Source organism: Streptomyces sp. T028, from assembly GCF_048159505.1.
Taxonomy (GTDB): Bacteria; Actinomycetota; Actinomycetes; order Streptomycetales; family Streptomycetaceae; genus Streptomyces.
On the sequence record NZ_JBLRVZ010000043.1, the window covers coordinates 13287 to 35224 of the forward strand.

General features: G+C 71.3%; 21 protein-coding genes. 7 read left to right on the forward strand and 14 right to left on the reverse strand.

The genetic code is table 11. The annotated features are described in order from the left end of the window. Positions 1 to 3: 3 nt before the first annotated feature. Genes ACLZN2_RS36390 through ACLZN2_RS36410 form a run of 5 tightly spaced genes read right to left on the reverse strand, consistent with a single transcriptional unit; the run spans position 4 to position 6079 of the window. Positions 4 to 1566, reverse strand: coding sequence for an acyl-CoA synthetase (locus tag ACLZN2_RS36390; protein ID WP_416983806.1), 1563 nt, complete (start codon positions 1564 to 1566; stop codon positions 4 to 6). After that, positions 1553 to 2887 carry an acyl-CoA dehydrogenase family protein gene (locus ACLZN2_RS36395; RefSeq protein WP_416983807.1) on the reverse strand — a complete coding sequence of 445 codons (1335 nt, stop codon included), beginning with the start codon at positions 2885 to 2887 and terminating at the stop codon, positions 1553 to 1555. Before ACLZN2_RS36395 ends, ACLZN2_RS36390 begins: the two co-directional genes overlap by 14 nt. Next, positions 2884 to 3717 carry an enoyl-CoA hydratase/isomerase family protein gene (locus ACLZN2_RS36400; RefSeq protein ID WP_416983808.1) on the reverse strand — a complete coding sequence of 278 codons (834 nt, stop codon included), beginning with the start codon at positions 3715 to 3717 and terminating at the stop codon, positions 2884 to 2886. Before ACLZN2_RS36400 ends, ACLZN2_RS36395 begins: the two co-directional genes overlap by 4 nt. 20 nt (positions 3718 to 3737) lie before the next feature. Next, positions 3738 to 4964, reverse strand: a complete 1227-nt coding sequence (locus ACLZN2_RS36405; RefSeq protein WP_416983810.1) for a thiolase family protein — start codon at positions 4962 to 4964, stop codon at positions 3738 to 3740. Further along, positions 4961 to 6079: a saccharopine dehydrogenase family protein gene (locus ACLZN2_RS36410; protein WP_416983812.1), complete on the reverse strand. Its 1119-nt coding sequence runs from the start codon at positions 6077 to 6079 to the stop codon at positions 4961 to 4963. Before ACLZN2_RS36410 ends, ACLZN2_RS36405 begins: the two co-directional genes overlap by 4 nt. Positions 6080 to 6328: 249 nt before the next feature. On the opposite strand from ACLZN2_RS36410, the gene ACLZN2_RS36415 reads away from it, so the two are divergent. Beyond that, the gene (locus ACLZN2_RS36415; protein WP_416983813.1) at positions 6329 to 7291 is read left to right on the forward strand and encodes a helix-turn-helix domain-containing protein; all 963 of its coding nucleotides are present in this window, start codon (positions 6329 to 6331) and stop codon (positions 7289 to 7291) included. 353 nt (positions 7292 to 7644) lie between these two features. On the opposite strand, the gene ACLZN2_RS36420 is transcribed toward ACLZN2_RS36415, so the two are convergent. Both ACLZN2_RS36420 and ACLZN2_RS36425 read right to left on the reverse strand, forming a co-directional pair. Then, the gene (locus ACLZN2_RS36420; protein ID WP_416983814.1) at positions 7645 to 8298 is read right to left on the reverse strand and encodes an FMN-dependent NADH-azoreductase; all 654 of its coding nucleotides are present in this window, start codon (positions 8296 to 8298) and stop codon (positions 7645 to 7647) included. Between the two features lie 43 nt (positions 8299 to 8341). Next, positions 8342 to 9091, reverse strand: a complete 750-nt coding sequence (locus ACLZN2_RS36425) for a pirin family protein (RefSeq protein WP_416983816.1) — start codon at positions 9089 to 9091, stop codon at positions 8342 to 8344. Positions 9092 to 9148: 57 nt separating this feature from the next. Between ACLZN2_RS36425 and ACLZN2_RS36430 the strand changes: the two genes are divergently transcribed. Continuing rightward, complete coding sequence (locus ACLZN2_RS36430; protein WP_416983817.1) at positions 9149 to 9622, forward strand: MarR family winged helix-turn-helix transcriptional regulator; 474 nt, start codon at positions 9149 to 9151, stop codon at positions 9620 to 9622. A 135-nt stretch (positions 9623 to 9757) separates the two neighbouring features. Here the strand turns inward: ACLZN2_RS36430 and ACLZN2_RS36435 are convergent, their stop codons facing one another. Next, positions 9758 to 11233 (reverse strand): DHA2 family efflux MFS transporter permease subunit, encoded by a 1476-nt coding sequence (locus ACLZN2_RS36435; RefSeq protein WP_416983818.1) that lies wholly within the window; start codon positions 11231 to 11233, stop codon positions 9758 to 9760. Between the two features lie 672 nt (positions 11234 to 11905). Between ACLZN2_RS36435 and ACLZN2_RS36440 the strand changes: the two genes are divergently transcribed. Together ACLZN2_RS36440 and ACLZN2_RS36445 are read left to right on the forward strand one after the other, a co-directional pair. Next, positions 11906 to 12211 (forward strand): MarR family winged helix-turn-helix transcriptional regulator, encoded by a 306-nt coding sequence (locus ACLZN2_RS36440; protein WP_416983819.1) that lies wholly within the window; start codon positions 11906 to 11908, stop codon positions 12209 to 12211. Then, on the forward strand, positions 12193 to 12534 hold the full coding sequence (locus ACLZN2_RS36445) for a DUF6545 domain-containing protein (protein ID WP_416983820.1): 342 nt from the start codon (positions 12193 to 12195) through the stop codon (positions 12532 to 12534). Before ACLZN2_RS36440 ends, ACLZN2_RS36445 begins: the two co-directional genes overlap by 19 nt. Before the next feature lie 223 nt (positions 12535 to 12757). Here the strand turns inward: ACLZN2_RS36445 and ACLZN2_RS36450 are convergent, their stop codons facing one another. Genes ACLZN2_RS36450 through ACLZN2_RS36465 form a run of 4 tightly spaced genes read right to left on the reverse strand, consistent with a single transcriptional unit; the run spans position 12758 to position 15765 of the window. Continuing rightward, the gene (locus ACLZN2_RS36450; RefSeq protein WP_416983822.1) at positions 12758 to 13261 is read right to left on the reverse strand and encodes a flavin reductase family protein; all 504 of its coding nucleotides are present in this window, start codon (positions 13259 to 13261) and stop codon (positions 12758 to 12760) included. Between the two features lie 34 nt (positions 13262 to 13295). Beyond that, positions 13296 to 14324, reverse strand: coding sequence for a 2Fe-2S iron-sulfur cluster-binding protein (locus ACLZN2_RS36455; protein WP_416983823.1), 1029 nt, complete (start codon positions 14322 to 14324; stop codon positions 13296 to 13298). After that, a complete protein-coding gene (locus tag ACLZN2_RS36460) occupies positions 14321 to 14602 on the reverse strand; it encodes a ferredoxin (RefSeq protein WP_416983824.1) in 282 nt (93 codons plus the stop codon). The genes ACLZN2_RS36455 and ACLZN2_RS36460 overlap by 4 nt, the downstream gene beginning before the upstream one ends. Beyond that, positions 14599 to 15765: a Rieske 2Fe-2S domain-containing protein gene (locus tag ACLZN2_RS36465; protein ID WP_416983825.1), complete on the reverse strand. Its 1167-nt coding sequence runs from the start codon at positions 15763 to 15765 to the stop codon at positions 14599 to 14601. The genes ACLZN2_RS36460 and ACLZN2_RS36465 overlap by 4 nt, the downstream gene beginning before the upstream one ends. 356 nt (positions 15766 to 16121) lie before the next feature. Here ACLZN2_RS36465 and ACLZN2_RS36470 point away from each other — a divergent pair, with 356 nt between their 5' ends. The 3 genes from ACLZN2_RS36470 (at position 16122) to ACLZN2_RS36480 (ending at position 20151) form a co-directional block, all read left to right on the forward strand. Beyond that, positions 16122 to 17306, forward strand: coding sequence for an acyl-CoA dehydrogenase family protein (locus tag ACLZN2_RS36470; RefSeq protein ID WP_416983826.1), 1185 nt, complete (start codon positions 16122 to 16124; stop codon positions 17304 to 17306). Positions 17307 to 17371: 65 nt separating this feature from the next. Further along, the gene (locus tag ACLZN2_RS36475) at positions 17372 to 18262 is read left to right on the forward strand and encodes a VOC family protein (protein WP_416983827.1); all 891 of its coding nucleotides are present in this window, start codon (positions 17372 to 17374) and stop codon (positions 18260 to 18262) included. A 149-nt stretch (positions 18263 to 18411) separates the two neighbouring features. Continuing rightward, on the forward strand, positions 18412 to 20151 hold the full coding sequence (locus tag ACLZN2_RS36480; RefSeq protein ID WP_416983828.1) for an FAD-binding protein: 1740 nt from the start codon (positions 18412 to 18414) through the stop codon (positions 20149 to 20151). Positions 20152 to 20179: 28 nt separating this feature from the next. Here ACLZN2_RS36480 and ACLZN2_RS36485 read toward each other — a convergent pair whose 3' ends face one another. Together ACLZN2_RS36485 and ACLZN2_RS36490 are read right to left on the reverse strand one after the other, a co-directional pair. Further along, the gene (locus ACLZN2_RS36485; protein ID WP_416983830.1) at positions 20180 to 20809 is read right to left on the reverse strand and encodes a TetR/AcrR family transcriptional regulator; all 630 of its coding nucleotides are present in this window, start codon (positions 20807 to 20809) and stop codon (positions 20180 to 20182) included. A gap of 92 nt (positions 20810 to 20901) precedes the next feature. Further along, entirely contained in the window at positions 20902 to 21786 is an 885-nt protein-coding gene (locus ACLZN2_RS36490) for an alpha/beta fold hydrolase (protein WP_416983831.1), read from the reverse strand. Between the last annotated feature and the right edge of the window lie 152 nt (positions 21787 to 21938).

Sequence of the window (21938 nt, forward strand, 5' to 3'; positions counted from 1 at the left end):
GTCTCAGATCCTTCGCTGGTGGTCGCGCCAGAACGGGGCGCGGACGTCCTTCTTGAGGACCTTGCCGTTGGGGCTGCGCGGGAGTTCGGTGACGAACTCGACCCGTTTGGGTGTCCTGATGCCGCCGAGCCGGGGTCGGCAGTACGCGATGAGGTCGGCCTCGGTCAGTTCCTCGCCCTCGTTGAGTTCGACCACGGCGGTGACGGCCTCGCCCCAGTCCGGGTGCGGTGCCCCGACGACGGCGCAGTCCTGGACGGCCGGGTGTCGCCAGATGATCTGCTCGACCTCGCTCGGGTAGACGTTGAAGCCACCCGAGATGATCATGTCCTTCTTGCGGTCGGTGATGTGCAGGAAGCCCTCGTGGTCGAGGTGGCCGATGTCGCCGGTGTGCAGCCAGCCGTCGACGATGGTCTCGGCGGTCCTGACCGGGTCCTTGTAGTAGCCCTTCATGACGAGGTCGCCCCGCACACAGATCTCGCCCGGTTCGCCCGCGGGCAGGATCCGTCCGTCACCGTCCAGGATCTCCACGCGGACCAGTGGCGCCGGCCGGCCGGCGGCCGACAGCCGCGCGTCGTCCGCGATCCGGCCTTCGGTGAAGTGCTCCTCGGGGCGCAGGAAGGCGATTCCGGAAGGCGCCTCGGTCTGGCCGTACCCCTGGAACAGCACCGGGCCGAACACCTCGATCGCGCGGCGCAGCTTCTCCGTCGACATGGGCGCGGAGCCGTACATCAGGTACTTCAGCGAGGAGAGGTCCCGCTGTTCGATGCCGGGGATCTCCAGCAGGCGGTAGATCACGGTGGGTGGCAGGAACAGCTCGGTGACGCGGTGCCGCTCGATGAGGTCCAGGAGCTGCAGCGGGTCGGGGCGGGACATCACGACGACCGCGCCGCCGCGCGCTGCGCAGGGCAGGGTGAGCAGGCCGGCGGTGTGGGTCATCGGGGCGGCGACGAGGTTCACCACGGGTTCGTCCGCCGGGTAGGAGGCGGCCAGCATCTGGTGGACGACGCTGACGCCGAGGCCCCGGTGGGTGTTCATGACGCCTTTCGGGGCGCCGGTGGTGCCGCCGGTCGGCATGATGCCCGCCACCGCGTCGGGGTCGGGTGTGTGGCCGGGGAGTTCGGCGGGCGCGTCCGCGATGAAAGCCTCCAGCGTGGTGACGGCCGCCGAGTCCGTGGACTCGCCGAGGGACACCACCGTGCGCAGTCCGTCCAGGTCGGGGCGGAGTTTCTCGACGAGCGGCACGAACCGCTCGTGGCAGAACAGCACTTCGCAGTCGAAGCCCGCCAGCAGGCGCCGTATCTCCTCGGGCGGGTTGGCCGGGTTGACCGGCACCCAGGCCAGTCCCGCCCGCCACATGCCGAGCACGCAGGCCCAGGCGACGGGGTCGTTCGCCGCGAGTACCGCGCCTTTCGTCTCGCGTGAAACGCCCGAATCCACCAGGGCATGGGCGATGCGGCAGGACAGCTCGCCGATCTCGCGGTAGGTGAAGGTCCGGTCGTCCGCGACGAAGGCGACGGCATCGGGGGCGGACCGCCAACCGCGGTCGAAGAAGTCAGTGATCGCCACGCCCGTCTCCTCGCTGTCGGACGGCACCGAGCCGGCCGTCCTGGTGCAGGAGGCTCGCCAGATGCCCGAACTTCATGGTCAGCAGGTGGTTCTCGCCGTCCTCGACGCGTGCGGCGCGCGCGTCGCGGAACAGCTTCTCGGCGGGGTACTCCCGGGTGAGGCCGTTGCCGCCCATGAGCTGCAGCGCCTCGTCGGCGACCTGGAAGGCCAGGTCGGTGCAGAGGGCCTTGGACTGGGCGGTGTAGTACGGGTGCCTGGCCGGCGAGAGGGCCGTGTACTCGGTGGCGCGGCGGGACACCGCCCGCATGGCCTCCACCTGGCTGCCCATACGGCCCAGCCGGTACTGGACCAGCTGGTGCTCGGCCAGCAGCGCACCGCCCTGACGGCGCTCGTGGGTGTAGGCGAGTGTCGTCTCGAAGGCGGCCCGGGCCAGCCCGGTCATCAGCTGGCCCATGGCGACCCCGGCCGAGGACCAGGTCGCCGCGTGGCCGCGCCAGTAGGCGTTCTCGGCGGACAGGGCGTGGCGCAGCGGCACCTTGACGTCGTCAAAGAAGATCTCTCCCTGCGGCAGGGCGCGTTTGCCGAGCTTCTCCAGTGGCTTTCCGCGGCTGACGCCCGGCAGGTCCAGGGGGACGATCACCTCGATGCCCCGCGGATGACCGTCCTCGTCGTAGAAGCCCTCGCCGTAGTCGGCCGAGATGGAGGCCAGGCCGACCTGGGCCACCGGGCCGTTGGACACCCACGCCGAGCTCTGGCCGTTGATGACGATGTCACCGCCCCGGACCCGGGCGGTCAGGTTGCCCTTGTTGCCGTGGGGCGCACTCGGGTGCCGCTCCTCGGGGTACAGGCTCAGTCCGTCCGAGCCCCGGTCGGGCTGGGTACCGATCCAGCAGCCGAGGCGGCCCGCGCACAGGTCGACGAGTTCGCGGATCCCGGCCCGCCGGGCCATCATCGCCGGGAAGCCGCCGACGCCGAGTGAGACGGCCAACCCCGCGTCACCCCAGCCGAGTTCCTCGACGGCGACGGCCGCCATACGGGCCAGCAGCGCCGGCGGGGCGTCGTCCCCGGCCTCCGGTCCGTCGCCCAGGCCGGACTTGGCGGCGACGGCGTGGACCTCCCAGAACGGCGAGTCCGGGGCGATGACCTCCTCGGCCGTCATCCGGTCCAGGGCGCGTCCGGCTGGGCGCAGGACCTCCGCGGCGAAGGCGTGCACCGCCTGCTGCAGCGCGCGCTCCTCGTCGGTCAACTGCGGCTCGAAGCCGCTGAGTTCGGTGTACGGCAGCCCGGGGCGGACGTCGGCCTTGTCGCCGCGCACGGTCATCGGGCCGCCTCCGCGATCGTCGCCGGCAGGTCCCGCTCGTGCTCGACGTCCTGGAGTTCCGCCAGCTTCCTCAGGTGCTCCTGGACTGCGGGGACGCCGAGCAGGGTGCGCATGGCCTCGTTCTCGACGGCGAAGCCGGCGAACTGGGCGTCCACGGCGCCGCCGAGCACCTTGGTGAGGACCTGGTTGACGGCGGCCACGGAACCCGCGGGCCGGGCGGCGGCCCGCTGGGCGAGGTCGTCGACGTAGGTGCGGATGCCGTCGGCGGGCAGGGCGCGGTTGACGATGCCGTACGCGGCGGCCTCCTCGCCGCTGAAGTCACGGGCGGAAAGCAGGACTTCGCGGGCGCGGGCCGGGCCGATGTGGAGGGCGAGGCGTGTGGTGCCGCCGCCGGTGGGGAGGAAGCCGCCGCTGGTCTCGGGGAAGCAGAACCTGCTCCGCGGGGTGGCGAACCGCATGTGGGTGGCGAGCAGGAACTCCAGTCCGCCGCCGCGTGCGATGCCGTCGACGAGACCGATCGTCACCTGGGGCAGCGCCTCCCACATGGTGGTGAGCGCCTGGACGACGTTGATGTCCGGGTACTTGCTCTGCGGCACGTCCGGGTCGTTCATCGAGCGGAACAGGTCGTCGAGGTCGAAGTGGGCGATGAAGAACTCGGGGTTGGCGCTGCCGAGGACGACGACGCCGGTCTCCTGGTCGAAGACCAGCTTCCCGGCAAGGTCGAAGAGTTCACCGACCATCTGGATGGTCATCAGGTTCAGCGGGCCGTTGTCGATGTCGACGTACAGGATCCGGCCGTCGCGGCGGAGGGAAAGGGTCTGGTAACTCATGGAGGCTCCAAGGGGGTTGTTCAGGCGCCGAGCAGGGTGATGGCGGCGACGGCTTCCTCGCCCGCGTACATGCCGCCGCCGTTCTCGGCGAGGGCCACACGGGCGTGGGGCACCTGTCGGGAGCCGCACTCGCCCCTCAGCTGCTGGACGAGTTCGTGTGTCTGGGCCAGACCGGAGGCACCCATGGGGTGTCCCTTGGACTCCAGGCCGCCGGAGGGGTTGACCGGAAGCCCGCCGCCGAGGGTCGTGGCACCGGAGGTGGCGAAGTCCCCGCCGCGCCCGATCGGGCAGAAGCCCATCAGCTCGGTCTGCAGCAGCTCGCCGAAGGCGGCGGCGTCGTGCACCTCGGCGACGGAGACGTCCTCGGGGCCGATCCCGGCCTCCTCGTACGCCTGCCGGGCCGCGAGGCGGCTGACCGAGCTCTCCCAGTCGGTGACCGGCCGTACGCTGCCGGTGGCGATGACGGAGGCCAGCAGCCGTACGGGGCGGGTGGCCGCGAGACGGCGCAGTCCGGCCTCGTTGACCACGACCGCCGCGGCGGCGCCGTCGGTGAGCGGGGCGCACATGGGTACGGTGAGCGGCTCGTTGACCGTGCGGGCGGCGAGGATCTCCTCGGCCGTCATGGCCTTGCGGAAGTGCGCGAGGGGGTTGTCCACGGCGTGCGTGTGGTTCTTGGCGGAGATGAACGCGAGCTGTTCCTTCGTGGTGCCGAACTCGCGCATGTGGGCGCGGGCGAGGGCGGCGTAGACGTCCATGAAGCGGCTGCGCGGCGCTGTCCGCTCCGGCACCTCGCCGCCCAGTTCGCGCAGGACCGCGTCGACGCCGTCCGGGTCGTGGACGTCCACGCCGCCGTCGAACAGGCCGAGCATCTTCTTCTTGTCGTCGGTGTTGGTCTTCTCCACGCCGACCGCGAGCACCACGTCGGCGGCGCCGGACCGCACGTGCAGGGCGGCCTGGTGCAGTGCGGTGGCGCCGGTGGCGCAGGCGTTCTCCACGTTGACGACGGGAATCCGCTCGAAGCCCATGCTCCGCAGCGCGATCTGACCGCCGACCACGACCTGTCCCTCCAGCATGTCCTGGCAGGTGTTGCCGTAGTACGCGGCCTGTACGTCGCCGAGTTCGGCGCCCGCGTCCTTGAGCGCCTCGGTGACGGCGTCCCGGGTGAGGTCCTTGACCGAGGTGTCGCGGCGCACCCCGAACGCCGTCATGCCGACCCCGACGATCCAGACCCGCTCGCCGCGGCTCACGAGCGGGACTCCTCGGTGACGCGGGCGAAGCCGTAGGACTCGATGGCGCCCATCAGCTCCCGGTGACCTAGGAGTTCGGCGGGCGAGCGGAAGCCGGTGCCGTGGTAGGTGTTGCCGAGCAGCCGCATGGCCGCGTACGCCTGGACCAGACCCGTCATCTGGTAACCGGTGGTGGCGTGGATGACGACGCGCGTGGTGACCGTGTTGCCGCGGCCGACGCACCAGTCGACGGACCGCTGGTGCTGCCGGTTCTCACGCGGCGGGCTGTCCGCCGTCATACCGGACGCCATCCTGTCGAGTACGGGGTAGAGGGCTTCCTCGGGCAGCCACTGCAGGGAGACCTTGAACAGGCGCTCCAGATCGACGACCCGCCGCCAGATGTCCTGGTTGCGCATCGCCACGAACATTCTGCAGTCGCGTACCCTCCGGTCGTCCCGGAAGAACACCGGGAGCGCGGTGCCGCCCCAGTTGGTGCCGGTGAGGACGAGACCGGAGCCGGGCACGACGACGTCCTGCACGACGACGCCGTCGTACTTCTTCAGCCGTCCGTCCTCCAGGTAGTGCGCCTCGGCCCGGATCACGTCGAAGATCGACTGGGTGGAGCCGACGGTGGGGATGGCGTTGGCGTACGAGCCCAGTTCCAGGCTGTCGACGCCGGGGGTCTCCAGGCAGATGCGGGCGGCGATGTCATGGACGGCGTACTGGACGGACATGGCGCTGGAGGCGGCCCGGCCGTTCGCGGCGAACCGCGGGCCCCACTCATCGAGGAAGCGCAGCATGTGCGTCTGCTCCCCGGCGGTGTCGAGGTAGTGGACCCCGGCGGCGAGGGCCGCCTCGACCACCGGCGGTGCGTAGCGCAGGAACGGGCCGACGGTGTTGCATACGACCTGGCGGCCCTCGAAGAGCCGGGTGAGGGACTCGACCGAGCCGTCGGTCTCGGCGATCTCGTAGTCGGCGGTTTCGATGCCCGGGACCCTGTCCATCACCTCCTGGAGGCGCGCCTTGTTGCGGCCCGCGGCGACGAACGGGATGTCGTACTCGCGGAGGTACTCGGCAACCAGGCGGCCCGTGGATCCGCTGGCCCCGTAGACGACGACCGGACGACGATCGCTCACGGCTGCTCCCTTCCGTGGTGCGCCGGGAGACGTCCGGACGTCGTTCCCGACGTCGCGGCCCCGGCTTCTGTGACGGTGAGGAGAACCGTGCGTCACGGACGGCGGCTCCGCTTGTCCCGGAGCGCAGCCGCGTTTGGCCATTTGCGCATCCACGGGCCCGCCGGAGATCGCCTTCGGGGTCGGTCGGCGCAGAGCGTTGCGCGAAACCGGCTCGTCCGGTTTCACTGGGCGGCGAGGAGGTGGTCCCGGATGACCGTCGCGGACACATGGTCGAGTCAGGGTCTGCCGGCGACCGCGGTGCGGGACGCCTGGAGCCAGAAGATGTCCGAGCTGCATGTGGCATGGACGCTCTCCTTCCCCCGGCAGGAGCACTTCGACGCCGCGGTCCGCTACCGCAGACTCGAGGACCTCACCGTGTCGGAGTTCCGGGGAGGCGGGTACGGCGGACGGCAGCGGGTCGGCTCGGGCGCGGACCCCCGGATCGGGGTGCTGCTCAATCTCAGCGGGCGGCTGGTGTGCCGCCACGGCGACCGGGAACTGCTGGTGGGGCCGGACGAGCTACTGCTGTGGGACAGCGAGATCGCGCACGGCTTCGACGCCGTCGATCCCCACCACGAGCTGTCCCTGCTGCTGCCCCGCGAACGCGTCCCGCAGGGCCTGGCCGACGCGGCGGTCCGTGGCCACGGGGCGGTCTCCGTCGCCGCCGGTTCCGGCCTCACCGCGATCGCCGCCGACCAACTTCGCGCCATCAACCGCGAGTTGGACCATCTCGGCGACGCCGGGCTGGCGATCGCCGCGCAGAGCTTCTTCGACACCCTCGACACGGCGCTCACGCTCACGGCTCCCCGCGCACCCTCCCCCACCGCGCGGGAGGCGCTGCTGCTGCGCGCCCGCCGGTACATCGAGGACCACCTCGACGACCCCGACCTGTGCGCCTCCTCCGTGGCCGAGGCGTTCGACGTCTCGGTGCGCACCCTGCATCTGGCGTTCGGCGACACGGGCAGCACGGTGGGACGCTGGATCCGCGAGCGGCGCCTGAGGGTCTGCTATCGGGAACTCGCCCGGGCTGGCGGCAGCACGACGGTCACCGACGTCGCCTTCCGCTGGGGCTTCAACGACATGGCGCACTTCAGCCGTGTCTTCAAGCAGGCGTACGGGGTCACACCGAGCAGCGTCGTGGCCCGGCACCGGCGAGTGGCCGCCGCGGACTGACGGCACGGTCCCCGCAACCCCGGGCACGCACCGGACGGTTTCCGACGGAGGCCGAGATGCCGCCCAGCTTTCGGCTCAGGGCGCGAGACCGCTCCACTCCCTTACGGACCGCGCACCCCCGACTAACCGACGGGAACATTCGTTCGACTATCCCCCACAGGTCGCAAGGCCGCCAGCCCGTTCACACCGAAAGGCGAGGGCCGACGGGGCTTCCCGCAAAGGACTGTGTCTGCGCGCACGAAACCGGACTGCCCGCGAACGAGCCGAAGCGGCCGAGTGGACACTCGGCCGCTTCGGTGCGGGACGCACAACCGGGGAGGAGGAAGGCGACCCTGCCTTGTCTCCGGACCCGCCTACGCCGCGAGGCGTCCCACGAGCTCCTTGGCCCTGGACGCCGCCTGCTCGAGGGCGTCCGTCCGGGACTTCTCGCCGAGCGGGATGAGCTCCTCCATCCCGGGCATGACCTTGGCCAGCGTCAGGTCGGCCACGATGAAGTGGGTCTCCACCTCCAGGGTCGCCGCCAGGACGGCCTCCAGGTAGTTGAGGACGTACTCGTAAGGCGCCCGCGGCGTGCCGGGTGCGTAAGAGCCACCGCGACTGGTGACCACGGTGACGGGCGTGCCCTTGACCTTCGAGTTCTCGCCCCGGGCCGTGCGGCCCAGGAGGATCACATGGTCCAGCCACGCCTTGAGGCTGGAGGGGATCGAGAAGTTGTACATGGGAGCGCCGATCACGACGGCGTCCGCGCTCTCCAGTTCCTCTATGAGCTGCTCACGCAGGGCGAAGGCGGCGGCCTGCTCGGGCGTGCGCTGCGCCGGGTCGGCCATGCCGGCCAAGTAGGCGTCGGCCGTGATGTGGGGCACCGGGTCGGCGGCGAGGTCGCGGTAGATCACCGTGCCGGTGGGGTGCTGCTCCTCCCAGGCGGCGCGGAAGGCCTCCGTCACCACGCGGGACGTGGACGCCTGGCCCGGGTAGGCGGAGGAATCGATGTGCAGCAAGGTGGCCATGACTGTTCTCCAGATGTGGGGTAAATGATGCTGAAGCGGGCTGTCAGCGCCCGCGGACCGGCTGGTAGGCCGGGTGACTGGGGAGCGAGACGAGGAAGAGGTCGGCCGGTTCGGCCGCTTCGACGGTCATCGCGGATGCGCCGCTCAGGGAAACGGTCTCGTCGGTCGCCGCACGGGTGCCGTTGACCGTGGCCTCGCCGCCGAGGACGTAGACCAGGGTGAAGCGGCCCGCGCCGACGTCCAGCTCCGCCCGGGCCCCGCGCGGCACGGCGACACGACGGATCGAGAGCCCCTCGGTATGCGCTTTTACCGGTCCCTCCCCGCCGACCTGGTCGGTGACGAGGGCGTCGCCCACCGGTCGCGCCGTGAACTGCGCGGCGGGGTGGTCGGTGTAGGACGGTTCGGTTCGCAGGGCGGCGTCGAAGTCCGGGTCGAACCACATCTGGAACACCCGTGCGCCTTCGGTGGCGCCTTCGCGATGCCACAGACCCGAGCCCGACCTGATGATCTGGGCATCCCCGCCCCGAAGATCCAGCCAGCGGTCGGTCTTGGTGTCGAAGTGGCGCGTACGTCCTTCGAGGATGAACGAGATGATCTCGAACCCCTTGTGGGGGTGCAGCCCGAAGGTGAAGTCGCTCAGGAAGCGCGTGTGGGACCAGAAGAACAGCGCGGCGGACGGCTGCCCGTCAGCGGAGTAGCCGCCCTCGACCACCCGGTTGGACAGTGCGTTGACCCCAGGGGCGGGCTTGGCGCGGTCCTGCTTCGGGAGCACGGTCGCCCGGTTTGTTTCCATGGAACCGAAATTAGACCACACTTAGTTTCCATGTCAACGAATGTTAGAGTGGCCACCATGGAACCAAGGTGGCTCGACGAGCGGGAAGAGCGGGCCTGGCGCGGCTTCCAGGAGATGCGCATCAACATGACCGCGCTCCTGGCGAGGCGGCTCACCCGTAAGTGCGGCCTGAGCGAGGCCGACTACTCGGTCCTGCTCCATGTGTCGGAAGCGCCGGGGCACCGGATCCGGTCCCGCGACCTCTGCCGGATCCTGCAGTGGGACCGGAGCCGCCTGTCCCGGCAGATCACCCGCATGGAGGGCCGCGGCACCATCACGCGAGCCTCCTGCGACGACGCCCGCGGCTTCGACGTCGTGCTCACCGAGTCGGGACTCGCCGCCGTCCGGGTCGCCTCCCGTATCCAGCTCGAAGCCGTACGCCACTGCTTCGCCGACCTGCTCACCACCGAACAACTCGAGACGCTGGGCGACATCACCGAGCTCGTGACCAAGCACCTGGCCACCGAACACGACGACGTTCCGGCCGACTGAGGCCGCCGGCCGCCTTCGCAACCACCGGGCGGTCCGCGGAGCGCCGATCCGCCTGGCGTCCTCGGCGCCGTATCGACCGGCGACGTCGTAGTCGACGGTGGCCACCGGTCCGCTGCGCTCGTGCGGGCTCGCGGATCAGCGGGCCTTCCCGGAGCGCATCAGGATCCCGCACAACAGCGCCGCGCTCGCGAAGACGGCCGCCATGGTCAGGAACGCCGCGTTGTAACCGTGTACGGCCGCCGCGTCGCGGGAGCCGACGTGGGAGCTCACATATCCGGCGGTGACGGTGCTGGCGACGGTCGACAGCAGGGCCGTTCCGACGGAACCGCCGAGCTGCTGCATCACGGAGAACAGGGCGGATCCCACTCCGACGTCGTCGGGGTCGAGCCCGACCAGCGCGTTGCTCATGGCGAGTGTGGTGTTGACCCCCTGGCCGATGCCGAAGAGGAACAGCGGGCCCAGCACTACGGTCCAGTACGACGACGAGGGCTCGAGCCTGCTGAGCCACACCAGGCTGGCGGCCGTGAGGACCAGGCTGGCGATGATGACCACCTTCGGCCGGATGCGAACCAGCCAGGAGGCGCTGCCGAGGACGTTCGAGGAGACGATGACTCCGATGACCACCGGGAGGGTGCCCAGGCCCGCCAGCACCGGGGACAGATGCAGGTTCTCCTGGAGGAAGAAGGTGGTGAAGAAGATGATGCCGAAGTTACCCGTGGAGGAGGCGAAGCGGTTGACGTAGGCGGCGACGCGTTCACGGTCGCGCAGCACCCGCAGCGGCAGCAACGGCGCCGGCGCGAGATGCTGTCGCAGCACGAAGCCCGCCAGGACCAGCACACCGCCGAGCAGCGCCCCCAGCACGACCGGCGAGGCCCAGCCCCGGGTCTCGGCCTGGGCGAAGCCGAATACGACACCCAGGAGACCCACGCACGCCAGGACGGTTCCGATCAGGTCCATCCGGGGTCGCTCGTCGGCCCGCCGGCTCGGCAGGAGCAGCCACGCGCCGAGGGCCGCCCCGACCGCGAACACGACGTTGACGTACATCGTCCATCGCCAGTTGATGTACTCGGTGAGGACGCCCCCCAGGACGAGACCCATCCCCCCTCCGGCGCTGACGATCGTGCCGATGATGGCGAACGCGCGCGTGCGCGACCTTCCGCCGGGGAACGTCGTGGTGATCAGGGAGAGCACCGCCGGCGCGAGCAGGGCGCCCGCCGCCCCCTGTACGGCACGGGCCGCGATCAGCATGCCGAAACCGGTGGCCGCGCCCCCTGCCGCCGAGGCGCCGGCGAAACCGATCAGGCCAATGATGAACGCCCGCTTGCGCCCCATCAGGTCGGTCAGGCGTCCGCCCAGCAGCAGCAGGCTCCCGAAGGCCAGCGCGTAGGCGGTGACGACCCACTGTCGGCCACCGGTACCGAAGCCGAGATCCGCCTGGGCCGAGGGGAGTGCGACGTTCACTATCGTGTTGTCGAGCACGACCATCAGCTGCGCCGCCCCCAGCACCGCCAGGATCCACCCCCGGCGGTCGGACACCGGCGCGGAGACCTCGGCGACCGGTGGACGGTCCGCGGTTTCTCCAAAGCCCGACGCCTGTTCGACCTTGTTCATGTGACGCCTTCCCAGATGCACGGACGGTGACGGCATGTGCTGACGCAGTCCGCGAATGATCCAGTTCTTCCGCCGCCCGGGAACGGAGGACGTGTCCCCCGCGCCCGTCGTCCCGCGCCGGCCCTCGGTCACTCGGACACCGGCGGAGAGGCGGGCGGCCTGCCGTGGCGCACGCGGGACGACGAGGCCTCCACGAGGTCACGGTGGGGCACCTGGCTCAGGTACGCGAGAACCCCGGCCCCGGCCCGGAAATCCATCAGAGCCCGATCGGATCACGTCGATGTGACAGCCGGAGTTCTCGCGGATGAACGAAACGCTCCTGGTCCGCCCCGTGGACACGGCGTAAAGGTGAGGTGATCCGCGACCCGGCGGGACGCGCCTCCGGCGCCTCGCCCGTCTGCGGCGTGACCTTCCTCGACGGACCTGTCGGACAGTACGTCACCCTCGTCCCGGTCGGCCGACTCCGGCTGTTCCCGGGCAGAACAGACACACTGTTTGTTGACACAGAACCAAAGGTAGGCCAGGTTGGTTTCCATGTCAACAAATGACCCGCGTGGCCGCAGGCCTCGCGGCATGCCTGCGCGCTGAACCGGTCCGTCGAACGGGGTATCGCGGCCCGACTGCCCTACCCCAAGCCCACCGAAGGAGCGCCAGTCGGCGCTCCTTCGGCATGTGGCCGACAACGACAACGCCACTGTCCACGAAGCCTCCTGCGCGCTGCTGATGAGGCCGAACAACGTCAGCGCCCTGGTTGCCCGCCTCACAGACGCGGGCATGTTCGAACGCCAGCAGAACGACACCGACAAGCGTGTCGCGCACGTGCGCGTCACGGCCGAAGGCCGCCGGCGTATCGCCGAGGGCGCCACCGCCCCCTCTGGGGCGAGCGGGTCGTCGGGCCACTGCGTTCGCTGCGCGCCCACCGCCGTCTCGGGCCTCTGTGGCGGGCGCTCCACGCCGAGTTGCCCGAGATCGCTCTGAACCCGGATGCCGCCCGGAGACGCCCCGGTCTGCGCGGGGCGGAGTTCGCCCTCTACCGGAGGGTCATCGGGATCCGGGACGGCAGCCTCGCGCTGCGGCCGTACCAGGAGCCGGAGTCGCTCAGCTGGGCCACGGAGCGGCTGAACGGCTCGGCCCCGATGCCGTCGACCGCGAGGCCGTCCTGGAGGCCGCGGTCATCGCCGCCGCGCTGGAGAACAGTCGGGCCGGTCGGTCGTACGGTCGCGCCCGGGAACAGAGTCTTCCGGCACCCGCCGCCCGGCTGGAGACCGTCGAGGTCGAGGCTGCCTGGCCGGCGCGCGTGACCCACGCGTTCGCGGAGTCCCCCGTGGTCCGGGACCTACGTGACCGGGTGCGGACACGGGCGGCTTGCGCCGCCCCCGGGCCCCCGAACCCCTCGAACCGCCCGAACCGTCCAGACCCTCCGAGCACCCGGACCCGCCGAACCGTCCGGCCCGACGCGTGGCCGGGGGTGACGGACCCTGGCGAGGCTGACGCACGGTGCACGAGGGCGGTGGCCCCACCGCCTCAAAGCCCGCTGGGCGCCAGCGCCGCGTCCGGCAGGTCGTGGCCGCCCCGGAAGAAGAGCAGCGGGCCGTCCTGCCGTTCCACGCTCAGTTCCAGCACCCGGCCCACGACGATGTCGTGGTCGCCGCCGTCGTACACGGTCTCGACGGCGCAGCCGAGCCAGGCCAGGACGCCGTCCAGCACGACGGTCCCGCCGGGGGTGCGCCGGGAGCCGACCGCGTCGAACTTGGGGCCGCTCGTGCTGCCGAACGCCTCGCACACCGCGCGCTGGTCCTCGGCGAGGACGTTGACCCCGAAGCGGCCGGAGCCGCGGATACGCGGCCAGCTGGTCGAGCCGTGCCCGGGGCAGAACAGGACCAGGGGCGGGTCGAGGGAGAGCGAGGAGAAGGCCTGGCAGGCCAGCCCGACCGGCTCGTCGCCGTCGAGTCCGGTGATCACGGTGACGCCGGTGGCGAACTGGCCCAGGGCGGTTCGGAACGTCCGCGCGTTCACGCTCGGGCGCATCGGAACTCCTTCGGTGAGTGGTGAGCGGTTCGGCTCAGTCGTAGACGACCTCGACGTGGTCGGACAGGGGTACCGCCTGGCAGGCCAGGACGTAGCCCTCAGCGAGGTCCTCCTCCTCCAGCACGGTGTTGCGCAGCATCTTCACCTCTCCCTCGACGACCCGGCAGGCGCAGGCGCTGCACGCGCCCTCCCGGCAGGAGAACGGTGCATCGAGGTCGCGGGCGCGCAGGAGGTCGAGCAGCGTCGTCCGGGCGGGCCACGACAGGGTCCGCCGCTCGCCGTCGAGCCGGACGGTCACGGTGGCGGCGCCCGGCTCGTCGGCGGCGGGTGTCGCGGGCACCGCGGTCAGGCCAGCGAACGGGTCGGAATCGAGGGAGCGGTACTCCTCGGTGAGCACCCTGGACCGGGGCGTCCCGATCCGCTCCAGCGCCTCGGCCGCCGCCCGCATGTAGGGCGCCGGCCCGCAGAGCAGGGCCGCGTCGGCGCCCGCCCAGGGCTGTGAGAGCGCGGCCAGCCGGGCGGGGTCGGGCAGGCCGTGGAGCGTCTCCAGCCAGTGGACCACCCGGATCCGGTCCGGGTGTGCCTCGGTCAGACGGCGCAGTTGATCGGCGAAGATCACCGACCGTTCGTCGCGGTTGGCGTACACCAGCACGGCCGTACCGCCTTCGCGAACCCGTGCCCGCAGGATCGACATCACCGGGGTGATGCCGCTGCCCGCCGCGAAGAGCAGCAGGTCGCGCTGATCCGCCGCGGGAGTGAACCGGCCGGCGGGGGCGAGGGTGTCGACGGTGTCGCCGGGGCGGAGCCGGTCGCAGATCCAGTTCGAGGCGATGCCGCCGGCCACCCGTTTGACCGTGACGGTCGGGCGGGCGTCGCCCGGGGCGCTGGACAGCGAGTAGCAGCGGGCCACCCAGCCGTCCGGTGCCGGTACCCGCAGCGTGAGGAACTGGCCGGGCCGGTGCCGGAGTTCGTCGCCGTCCGCGGCCTCGAAGGAGACGGAGACCGCGTCGTCCGTCTCCGGGGTCACCTCGGTGACGCGCAGGGTGCGGATCGGAGCGGTCACCCGTCGACCACCGTCAGCCGACCCGCCCGTACGGCCTCCTCGATCGTCGCCCGCAGCCGGGTGCAGGTGGGGATCACCGCGGTGCGCGGCGGTCCGTCCCCGGTGCGCACCTCGGCGAACTCGGCACAGCCCGCGGCTCCGTCGGGCCACTGCACGGAGGTCTGCGCCAGGCTGCTCTTGCGCACCAGCACGGTCGTGGCGCAGCGTTCGCAGGACAGGGCCTGCACGTGGGAGGTGCGCACGGGGTCCGCCGACGGGACCCGCACCTCGGCGCTCATGCCGGCCGGAGCGGAACGCCGCCCTGGCGCTTGAGGTTCTCCTCGACCTGGCCGGTCCAGAACTCCACGGCGCGCTCGGTGTCGAGTTCGAACTCGAAACGGTTCGTCATCTCCGGGGTGACGTCCTCCACGTCGACGTAGAACTGCTCGTACCAGCGCCTCAGTTGGTAGACCGGGCCGTCCTCCTCGCACAGCAGCGGGTTGTCGATCCGGGTCTTGTTCTGCCAGATGGCGACGTCCTGGAGGAAGCCGGCCTCGACACCCTTCGCGGTCGCCTGGGCGATCTGCTGCGCCACCTCGTCGGGCTGGCCCGGCGTCTTCTTGACGATGCAGCCCCACTGCAGCACGAAACTGGTCGGGCTCACCGGGTAGTGGCAGTTGATGAGGACGGTCTCGGTCTCGATGAGTCCGTTGGAGCCGTACAGCCAGTCGATCATGTACGACGGTCCGAAGTACGTCGCCTCGGAGCGGCTGACGCGTTTCTGCTCGCCCTCCGCCTTGGAGTAGGTGGTGCCAAGGTTGACGTCGTCGCGGGCGGTGGAGTTCATGTACTGGGTGGCGAGGTGGCCCTCGAACACGTTCTTGAAGTACACGGGGAACGAGTAGTGCACGTAGAAGAAGTGGGCCATGTCGACCACGTTGTCCACGATCTCACGGCAGTTGGAGCCCTCGATCAGGATCGAGTTCCAGGTCCAGTCCGACCACTCGTCGGAGAAGGCCCCGTCGACGCACGGGATGTCCAGTTCGGGCGGCGGCGGGTTGCCCTGCGGGTCGTGGTACACGAAGAGCTGTTTGTTCTGCTCCAGGACCGGCCAGGACTTGGTGCGGGCGCGTACCGGGACGCGTTTGGAGTACGGGATGCTCGCGCAGCGGCCGTTGCCGGACCAGCGCCAGTCGTGGAAGGGGCAGGCGATCTCGTCGCCCTTGACCTCGCCCTGGGTCAGGTCGCCGCCCATGTGCGGGCAGTAGCCGTTGAGGACGCGCAGTTCGCCGCCGCTGTCGGCGAAGACCACGAGCTTGGTGCCGAAGGCCTGGACCGCGTGCGGCCTGCCGTCCCGGAAGGTGTCGGCGAGGCCCAGGCAGTGCCAGCCCCGCGCGTATCGGACGGGGGGCGCTCCCACCTCGATGACGCGGACCTGCTCGCCCGGCTCGGCTGTTGTCATCGGTCCTCCATGATGTGCGCGGCGATGGCTCTCGGCGCGGCGGCGGCGCACACGCGATCGGCTGTGCGGCGTCACCCTTGGATCGTCATCGTGCGAACCGGGCCCGCGCCCCCAAAGGCCCGCTCCCGCTGACCGGGATGCGGGGTGCGGGGGCACTTCCGGGCGACGCTCGTGGTGCGAGCCTCCTGACAGCGCGAGGAAGGAAGCGGCCCCCTCCCGCATACGGCGGTCCCGTTCAGCGGGAGACGCATGCGGGGACCGTTCCAGCCCGGGCCTAGCGTCGGGCCGACCGGGCGACGGCGCCGCGGGGAGGTGTACCCGTGGGACCGGTTCGCGGCGAGGATCGGGAGGTTGGGATGGCGCACGAGGTGGTCCACCGGGTCGAGGAGGCCGCGACGCTGCTGGCGGCGACGGCCGAGGAGACGGAGAACCTGGGACGACTGTCGGACGAGAGCGTCAAACTCGTCCGGCAGGCGGGCGTGATGCGGCTGTTGCAGCCGACCGACTTCGGCGGCTACGCCGCTCATCCGAGGGACTTCGCCGAGGCGGTCATGGCGGTGGCCCGGCACTGCGGGTCGACCGGCTGGGTGTGCGGCGTCGGCGGTGTGCACCCGTGGGAGATGGCCGTGATGGACCGCCGGCTGCAGACGGAGGTGTGGGGCGAGGACCCGGACACCTGGATCGCATCGCCGTACGCGGCCCAGGGCATCGCCACACCCGTCGACGGCGGGTACACGCTGAGGGGCCACTGGAACTTCTCCTCCGGGACCGACCACTGCGACTGGGTGTTCCTCGGCGCGCTGGTCGGGGGCCCCGACGGCAAGCCGCAGCAGCCGGTGAAGATGCTGCACGTGGTCCTGCCCCGTTCCGACTACACGATCGTGCCGGACTCCTGGGACGTGATCGGCCTGTGCGGCACGGGCAGCAAGGACGTCGTCGTGGACGGCGCCTTCGTGCCCGACTACCGGACCGTCGAGATGGCGGACGTCGCGGAGGGACCGACGGCGGCGGACCGGACGGGCCGTTCCGAGACGCTGTACCGGCTGCCGTTCTGGGCGATGTTCCCGCTGGGCATCACGGCGGCGGTGGTGGGCATCGCCGAGGGCGCGCTCGCCGCGCATCTCGACTACCAGCGCGACCGTGTCACGGCGATGGGCACGAAGATCAAGGACGACCCGTACGTGCTGTCCGCGATCGCGGAGGCAGCCGCCGAGATCGGCGCGTCCCGCACCCAACTCCTGGACGGCATCAGCCGGTTGTACGACCTGGCCGAGTCCGGGCAGCCGATCACCTTCGAGGACCGGGCGGTCGTACGGCGCAACCAGATCCGGTGTGCCTGGCGCGCGGTCGGCGCGGTCGACGAGATCTTCGCCCGCTCCGGCGGGAACGCGGTGCGTCGGCACAACGTCATGCAGCGCTTCTGGCGCGACGCGCACGTCGGTCTCCAGCACGCCATCCACACCCCCGGTTCGATCTACCACTCCGCCGCGCTCACCTCCCTGGGCGTCGAGCCGGAGGGGGCGCTGCGCGCGCTGATCTGATCACCCGCCTCGTACTGAGGCGCAGCACGAAGAGACGTCAAGTCGACTGGAAAGAGGAAGACTTCATGGGCGACATCAGCTCGCTGGGCTACGTCCGGGTCCGGACCGCCGACATGGCACCGTGGCGGGCCTTCGCCTTCGAGACGGCGGGGTTCGCCGAGGGCAGCGGTCCGGAGACCGACGCGCTGTACCTGCGTGCGGACGAACGCGGCGGCCGGATCGTGGTCCTGCCCGGTGCCGAGGACAGGGTGGAGGCGGTGGGCTGGGAGGTCCGCGACCACCTCGCGCTGGGCCGGGTCCAGGTGGCCGTGGAGGCCGCGGGCATCCCCGCGAAGCCGCTGTCGCAGCAGGAGTGCGACCTGCGACGGGTGGAGGCGGCCTTCGCCTTCGAGGCGCCCGGCGGGACACCCGTGGAGATCTTCCACGGGCCGGCCCTGGACCACAGCCCGCTCGCCACGCCGTACGGCAACCGCTTCGTCACCGGCAAGCTGGGTGCGGGCCATGTCGTGGTCCCCGTGGGGGATCTGGACGGCGCCTTCCGCTTCTACACGGAGACACTGGGCTTCCTACCGCGCGGCGCGTTCCGGCTTCCCGCGCCGCCTGAGTACGGGCCGGTCCGGCTGCGCTTCCTCGGGGTCAACGCCCGCCACCACAGTCTCGCCCTGCTCCCCTCGCCGGAGCTGAAGGCGCCGGCGCTGGTGCACATCATGGTCGAGTGCGAGACCCTCGACGAGGTCGGGCGGGCCCTGGACCGGGTCCTGAAGGCCGGCTACCACGTGTCGTCCACGCTGGGCCGGCACACCAACGACAAGATGGTCTCCTTCTACGTGCGCACGCCCGGCGGCTGGGACCTGGAGATCGGCTGCGAGGGCCTGCTCGTCGACGAGGACTCCTACACCGCCGAGGAGATCACCGCGGACAGCTACTGGGGGCACAGCTGGGACTTCGGCGCCTGACACCGGTTCCCGCCCACCGCGCACCACCCACCGCCCGGGAGGCCATCGCCTCCCGGGCGGTTCCGTTGAACGGGACCTGGTCTGGTCCGGGCGGGCTCCACCTCCGAGGATCGGGCCGCACCAGTTCGACACCAGCACGGAGGTCCCACATGGCCACGACTCCCCCGACTCCCGAGTCCCGTCCCTCCGTCGACCGGGACTCCGCACAGCGCGACGACGGCGCGTGGGACGAGGAGGTCGACCTCCTCGTGGTCGGCAGCGGCGCGGCCGGCATGGTCGGCGCCATCGCCGCGCACGACGCCGGGCTGACGGCCCTCGTGGTGGAGAAGGCCGACATGTTCGGCGGTTCGACCGCGCTCTCCGGTGGCGGCGTATGGATTCCCGACAACCCGACACTGCGGGCGGCCGGCCGGGGCGACTCGCGCGCCGAGGTGCGCCGCTACCTCCAGGCGGTGGTCGGCGACCGGGTCCCGGCGGACCGGCTCGACGTCTACGCGCAGCGCGGGCCCGAGGTCCTGGAGATGTTGCACCGTGTCAGCCGCCACATGGAGTTCAGCTGGTGCCCCGGCTATTCGGACTACCACCCGGAGGAGCCGGGCGGGCGGCCGCTGGGCCGCACCATCGAGCCCCGCCCGATCGACGGACGGCTGCTCGGCGAGGACGAACGGCATCTGAAGGGCCTGGACGTACCCGCCCCCATGGGCCTGTGGCTCACGGGGTACGAGGCACGGGTGCTGATGATGGTCCAGCGCGACTGGCGGTCCTGGCGGATGCTCCCGGTGGCCGGCTGGCGCGTGGTGTCCAACCTGTTCCGCCGCCGCCGGATGAAGACGCTCGGCGCGGCCCTGATCGCCCGGCTGCGCCTGACCATGAAGGACCTCGGCATCCCGCTGTGGCTGCGGGCGCCGGTGACGCGTCTCGTCGTGGAGGACGGACGGGTGACCGGTGCCGTGGTCGGGCGGGAGGGCGGCGAGGTGCGCGTGCGCGCCCGGCACGGCGTGCTGCTGGCCACCGGCGGCTTCGACCACGACATGGAGATGCGCAAGGCACACCTGCCGGAGGCGGGCCGCCCCGACCACAGCATGGGCGCCCCCGGCAACACCGGCGACGGCCATCGTCTCGGCGAACAGGTGGGCGCCGCCACCGACCTGATGGACGACGCGTGGTGGATGCCGGGCGTGGCCCTGCCGGAGGGTGGCGTCTTCCCGCTGGTCTCGGAGCGCTGCATCCCACCGATGGTCATCGTGAACTCCGAGGGGCGCCGGTTCGCCAACGAGTCGGCGCCGTACGTGAACTTCGTGCACGCCCAGCTCGACGGCGGCCACATCCCGGCGTACGAGATCTTCGACGCGAAGGCCCGCCGCCGCTACCAGTTCGCGGGTGTGCTGCCCGGCAGGGACTTCCCGCCGGAGTGGTACCGCACCGGTCTGGCCACGAAGGCCACGAGCCTGACCGCGCTGGCCGAGGCGATCGGGGTGCCCGCGGACGCGCTGCGGCAGACCGTGGAGCGTTTCAACACCTTCGCCCGGGAGGGCAAGGACCGCGACTTCGGCCGGGGCGACAGCGCATACGACCACTACTACGGCGATCCGACCCTGCCCAACCCGGTGCTCGACACCATCGACGCCGGGCCCTACTACGCCGTCCGGATCGAGGCCGGTGACCTCGGCACGAAGGGCGGTCTGGTCACCGACCCGGCGGGGCGGGTGCTGCGCGCGGACGGCGGCGCGGTGGAGGGGCTGTACGCCTCGGGGAACGTGTCCGCCTCGGTGATGGGCAACGACTACGCGGGCGCGGGGGCCACGATCGGCCCCGCCATGGTGTTCGCGCATCTGGCGGTCGAACACGCGGCCGGGCGGGCGCGGCAGGCGGTGGTGGTGGCGGACTGAGCGGGGTCGGCGGGGCGCCGGCGGGCGTTCACCGCGCCGGCGTCTCCTCCGCCGGTTCCTCGCCTGCCAGCAGTCGCCGCGCCGCCAGCTCGATCTGCTGTCGTGCCTCGTCCGGGGTCGTCCGTCCGCTGAGGCAGGACACGAGGACGCCCCACCAGCTGTACACCAGCATGCGGACAGCCGTGACCAGCTCGGGGCCGGGGTCCTCCACGCAGAGCGTGCGCAGGGTCGCCCGGTAGATGTGGGCCTCGGCCATGGGCGCGTGCGGCTCCGCCGGGTCGCAGTAGTCGACGGTGGTCGCCCGGACCATCGACCCGCACAGCAGCGGCTGTTCGACGAGGCGGCGGGTGAGGGCCGCGAGCCGCTCACCCACCTTCTCGGCTCCGTCCCCGTCCCCGGTCGGCCATTCCTCCGCGACGAAGCGCGCCACCCGGGCGTTGAACACCGCGGTGAAAAGCCGCGCCTTGGACGGGAAGTACCGGTACAACGTGCCGACAGCCACATCGGCGACGCGGGCGATCTCCTGCATCTGCACCTGCTCGTACGCCGTCCCGGCGCCGAGTTCGGCCGCGGCGGCCAGCATGCGGTCCCAGCGCTCGTTCTGGCGCTCGGACGAGGGCGCTGCCGCGGTCTTGCGTACCTCGGCGACTCGTGGCACGGGTCTCCCTGTCTGTCGGTATCCCCGGCCTCAGGCCCTCGGCCGTTCCAGGATAGAGGCCGCCGCCCGGGGTCCGGATGTGGACGGTGGTCTCAGGTCTCGTCGCCGGGCCTGGTGAGGAAGGCGAGTACAGCGCTCTCCCAGGCGGCCTTCTGCTCGATCATCACCCAGTGACCGCACCGGGGAAGGACGTGCAGCTCCGCGCTCGGCATGGTGCGCATGGGCAGCAGGGCCATGTCCAGCGGGCTGACCCGGTCGTCGCGACCCCAGGTGACCAGTGTGGGGGCGGTGACCTTGTGCAGCATGGCCCAGTACGGCGGCCGGTCACTCGCCTCCGCCGCGGCGAAGCCCGCCGCGATCGCCTTGCGCCCGTACATCCGCCGGGCGGCCGCGAGGGTGTCCGGGTCGGTGGCCTGCGTCCAGCGCTCCTCCACCATCGCGTCGGTGACGACGGCCGGGTCGTACACCATTGAGTGCATCCAGCGCACCAGGGCTTCCCGGGTCGGGTTCTCGGTGAAGTCCACCAGCAGGTTGATGCCCTCGCCGGGGGCGGGGCTGAACAGGCTGCGGCCGATGCCGCCGACGGTCACGATGCGCCGGAACAGGCCGGGCCTGGCGATAGCCAGGTTCACCGCGACGATCCCGCCCATGGAGTTACCCACCACGTCGACCCGGTCCAGGCCAAGTCCGTCGAGGAAGCGCGACACGGCCTTCGGCGCGGCCACCATCGGGTGCTCGTCGGTCGGATCGCTCACCCCGAATCCCGGGAACTCCAGGACCAGGCAGCGGAAGTGCCCGGCGAACGCGGCCAGGTTGCCCTGGTAGTTGCGCCAGCCGGTCACCCCGGGGCCGGAGCCGTGCAGCAACAGCAGGGGCGGCCCGTCCCCGACCTCGTGGTAACGCAACACCCCTTCGTCCGTGGGTAGTTCACGCAAGGTCTCGGCGTAGCCGGGTGCCCGGTTCGTCACCTCGGTCATGGTCCTCGCCACCTCCGGCGTCGGGATCGCTGTCGGTATGGACGCTAACCAGGCACCCGGTGAGCCATGGCACACACATCCCGGCCAGCGGGACCGCGCCGGGGCCGTTGCCCCACTGCGGACCGACAGAGGGGCGGACGCCGGTCCTCCCG

Excerpts from the sequence above, each read along its gene's own strand:
- ACLZN2_RS36395 (WP_416983807.1), bottom strand. The coding sequence starts at position 2,887 with ATGACCGTGCGCGGCGACAAGGCCGACGTCCGCCCCGGGCTGCCGTAC.
- ACLZN2_RS36400 (WP_416983808.1), bottom strand. The coding sequence starts at position 3,717 with ATGAGTTACCAGACCCTTTCCCTCCGCCGCGACGGCCGGATCCTGTAC.
- ACLZN2_RS36415 (WP_416983813.1), top strand. The coding sequence starts at position 6,329 with ATGACCGTCGCGGACACATGGTCGAGTCAGGGTCTGCCGGCGACCGCG.
- ACLZN2_RS36420 (WP_416983814.1), bottom strand. The coding sequence starts at position 8,298 with ATGGCCACCTTGCTGCACATCGATTCCTCCGCCTACCCGGGCCAGGCG.
- ACLZN2_RS36425 (WP_416983816.1), bottom strand. The coding sequence starts at position 9,091 with ATGGAAACAAACCGGGCGACCGTGCTCCCGAAGCAGGACCGCGCCAAG.
- ACLZN2_RS36430 (WP_416983817.1), top strand. The coding sequence starts at position 9,149 with ATGGAACCAAGGTGGCTCGACGAGCGGGAAGAGCGGGCCTGGCGCGGC.
- ACLZN2_RS36435 (WP_416983818.1), bottom strand. The coding sequence starts at position 11,233 with ATGAACAAGGTCGAACAGGCGTCGGGCTTTGGAGAAACCGCGGACCGT.
- ACLZN2_RS36450 (WP_416983822.1), bottom strand. The coding sequence starts at position 13,261 with ATGCGCCCGAGCGTGAACGCGCGGACGTTCCGAACCGCCCTGGGCCAG.
- ACLZN2_RS36460 (WP_416983824.1), bottom strand. The coding sequence starts at position 14,602 with ATGAGCGCCGAGGTGCGGGTCCCGTCGGCGGACCCCGTGCGCACCTCC.
- ACLZN2_RS36465 (WP_416983825.1), bottom strand. The coding sequence starts at position 15,765 with ATGACAACAGCCGAGCCGGGCGAGCAGGTCCGCGTCATCGAGGTGGGA.
- ACLZN2_RS36470 (WP_416983826.1), top strand. The coding sequence starts at position 16,122 with ATGGCGCACGAGGTGGTCCACCGGGTCGAGGAGGCCGCGACGCTGCTG.
- ACLZN2_RS36475 (WP_416983827.1), top strand. The coding sequence starts at position 17,372 with ATGGGCGACATCAGCTCGCTGGGCTACGTCCGGGTCCGGACCGCCGAC.
- ACLZN2_RS36480 (WP_416983828.1), top strand. The coding sequence starts at position 18,412 with ATGGCCACGACTCCCCCGACTCCCGAGTCCCGTCCCTCCGTCGACCGG.
- ACLZN2_RS36490 (WP_416983831.1), bottom strand. The coding sequence starts at position 21,786 with ATGACCGAGGTGACGAACCGGGCACCCGGCTACGCCGAGACCTTGCGT.